The sequence below is a fragment of the Ligilactobacillus acidipiscis DSM 15836 genome (genome assembly GCF_001435755.1).
Taxonomy (GTDB): domain Bacteria; phylum Bacillota; class Bacilli; order Lactobacillales; family Lactobacillaceae; genus Ligilactobacillus; species Ligilactobacillus acidipiscis.
Map to the genome: position 1 here is coordinate 1 of NZ_AZFI01000266.1, position 1656 is coordinate 1656.

The 1656-nt window shown below is 35.8% G+C and carries 3 protein-coding genes; all 3 read left to right on the plus strand.

The genetic code is table 11. The annotated features are described in order from the left end of the window. Positions 1 to 155: 155 nt before the first annotated feature. The 3 genes from FC65_RS10555 (at position 156) to FC65_RS10565 (ending at position 1585) form a co-directional block, all read left to right on the plus strand. Entirely contained in the window at positions 156 to 527 is a 372-nt protein-coding gene (locus FC65_RS10555; RefSeq protein WP_010495969.1) for a nucleotide pyrophosphohydrolase, read from the plus strand. A 175-nt stretch (positions 528 to 702) separates the two neighbouring features. Then, a complete protein-coding gene (locus FC65_RS10560) occupies positions 703 to 1125 on the plus strand; it encodes a LytTR family DNA-binding domain-containing protein (RefSeq protein ID WP_235803132.1) in 423 nt (140 codons plus the stop codon). Positions 1126 to 1129: 4 nt separating this feature from the next. Further along, a complete protein-coding gene (locus FC65_RS10565) occupies positions 1130 to 1585 on the plus strand; it encodes a DUF3021 domain-containing protein (RefSeq protein ID WP_056972691.1) in 456 nt (151 codons plus the stop codon). Positions 1586 to 1656 lie beyond the last annotated feature (71 nt).

Sequence of the window (1656 nt, forward strand, 5' to 3'; positions counted from 1 at the left end):
ATTCATTTACACAAACTATTTTATACTCTCTTGATTTAAAGAAGGATCACGAAATTAAAATAGATATTTGGCCCGTAAATGCCATGGTTAGTCTAATTTACGGGTTTTTCTGTATACTGAGACTATAATATTCAAAAAAGAAAGGACGATTACTTGTGGGAAAGATCCATAACTTAGAACAGGATGGTTCTAATCGAAATTTGAAAGTTGATCAAAAAACTTCGCTGCAATATCAAGAGGTATTAAAGCATTTGCATGATTTTAGAGAAAATCAAGGGTGGAGCGACTTTCATAATTTGAAGGACCTTGCACTTTCGTTGAACCTTGAAGCATCAGAGGTCCTGGAGATCTTTCAGTGGCAGGCTGAAGATGCTTCTTTAACGGACGACAAACGGATTCATTTGGAAGAAGAACTTGCTGATGTATTGACATATACGTTTTTTATGTGTGATCAGCTCGACTTGGATCCGGTTAAATTAGTTGAAGCTAAAACAAAAATCAATAATCAACGAACATGGAACGTTTAAATGAAAAAATGAGATTTTGCCGGGAAAAATATTTCCGGTTTTTTCTTTTATTGCGAATTTTTTACCGATTAGCTGCTTAATACAACCAATCATTTCAAATTAGAGCTTGATGAGAAAAAAGATTGTATAATGTTTTCATACTAAGTGAAAGATAGGTAAAGGGGGCAGAGTGAACGTGAAAGTAAATTTCTTTATAGATGACGATCAACCTGAACATGTTGATTTCCACGTTAAGAAAATAACCCCAGAAATGCAGTCCATGGCCGATGATTTACAAAAATCGAATTCCCTATTGTGGGGCTATCAAGATAAAACTGTAAAGCCTCTGCAATTTGAAGAGATAATTAGGATCCGGACTGAAGCAAGTGACGTTCAAGTGCAAACTGTTTCTGGTACATATAAAGCCAAACAACGAATTTATCAGCTGGTAGAGTTGTTACCAAAAAAATTCATTCAGATCTCAAGTGGAGAAATCGTTAATTTTGAATTTATTGATCACTTGGAATTAGGTGGAAATGGAAATATTAAATTGATCATGATGAATAAAGAAGAATCATATGTATCACGACGTTACGTTTCAAAATTAAAAGGAGGTTAGGAATATGATTCGGCGAATTTTAAACCACTTCTTCTTTGGAATGCCATTTGGGATCACCTATGGTTTATTAGTTACTTTGGGCTATTCATATGGCCGTGGCGACACATTTTATCAACCTGCTGAAGCTCGCTTTGCAGAACATTTTTCCAGCAACTTAGATGTATTGTTGATCTCTATAATCTTGTGGGCCTTGTTTGGTTCATTATTTTCCGTAACTGCCTTGGTATTTGAAATAGAAAGGTGGAGTTTAGCGCGACAAACTTTGACACATTTTGCGACAACTGTGTCTGGTTTTATGATCATTGCATATTTTGCAGGTTGGTATCCCTTAGATCTTGCGAGCATTACGAGTGAAATATTCGTTTTTGTCATTATTTACTTGGTGGTTTGGGGCTATAGCATGTTACGAGCAAAAAGAAGCGTTGATGCGATCAACAAGAAAATTAAGAAAGAAAAATAATTTTTGTTGTCGAGCTCTCCCGGCTTGCTTTGCTCTGTTTTAGTAGTCGAGCTCTGGCAAGCAAGAAGTTC

Coding starts and splice junctions, on each gene's coding strand:
- FC65_RS10565 (WP_056972691.1), top strand. CDS start 1,130: ATGATTCGGCGAATTTTAAACCACTTCTTCTTTGGAATGCCATTTGGG.